This is a genomic window from Nocardiopsis synnemataformans (genome assembly GCF_965343085.1).
GTDB classification, from domain to species: domain Bacteria; phylum Actinomycetota; class Actinomycetes; order Streptosporangiales; family Streptosporangiaceae; genus Nocardiopsis; species Nocardiopsis alborubida.
Genome location: NZ_CBDRFA010000187.1, coordinates 1 through 622 on the forward strand (window position 1 = coordinate 1; position 622 = coordinate 622).

Genomic DNA, 622 nt, shown 5'->3' on the forward strand with positions numbered 1-622 from the left:
GTCGCTCAGGAGGGTGGTCATCGTGAAGCGCAGGCGGTACTTGGCGTTGTCGAGCTCGTGTCGGGCACGGTGCACAGGGTCGGCGGCGGCCCGCAGGTCGGCGAGGGCGAGCTGCGGCTTGGTGGCTTCCATGATCAGGTCGGGGTCGCCGTCGGGCTCTGCGTCCTTCCACATGCGGATGCGCAGGCCGCTCATGTCGGGCCCGACACGGATGCGGATGGGGGCGAGAGCGTTGGCGAGCTCTTCGGTCAGCCGTTCGGCGGGCGCGTCCGTGGGACTGCACGTGCTGGTGCCGAGGTGTTCGCTGTTCCACCACTCCAAGGGGTTGGGAAGGGGGAAGTTCTCTCGGGTGTAGGGGGTCCAGGTGGCATCGCCCTTGGTTTGGACGTCGAAGATCCAGCTCAGGTCGGTGTACTCGGTGGCCATCAGGGTCTTTCTGGTTGCGTCTCAGGGGTGACGTGGCCAGTCCAGCAGGTGTCGGCGCGACGCGGTGGTGGTTTGAGGGAACCTGCGCAGCTTCGATCAATACGGACTCGAAAGTTCCGAAAATGCCTTACTCGGACCGTGAAGGATCGAGAGATTCGTCGGCCAAAACCCTTTATCGGCTCCGTTTGCTTCGTCA

The 622-nt window shown here is 64.1% G+C and carries 1 protein-coding gene; it reads right to left on the reverse strand.

All coding sequences use genetic code 11. The features are described 5' to 3' along the window. Positions 1–426 (reverse strand): hypothetical protein (locus ACSIH6_RS39390; RefSeq protein WP_435113996.1); only part of this gene is annotated, 426 nt, incomplete at its 3' end. Between the last annotated feature and the right edge of the window lie 196 nt (positions 427–622).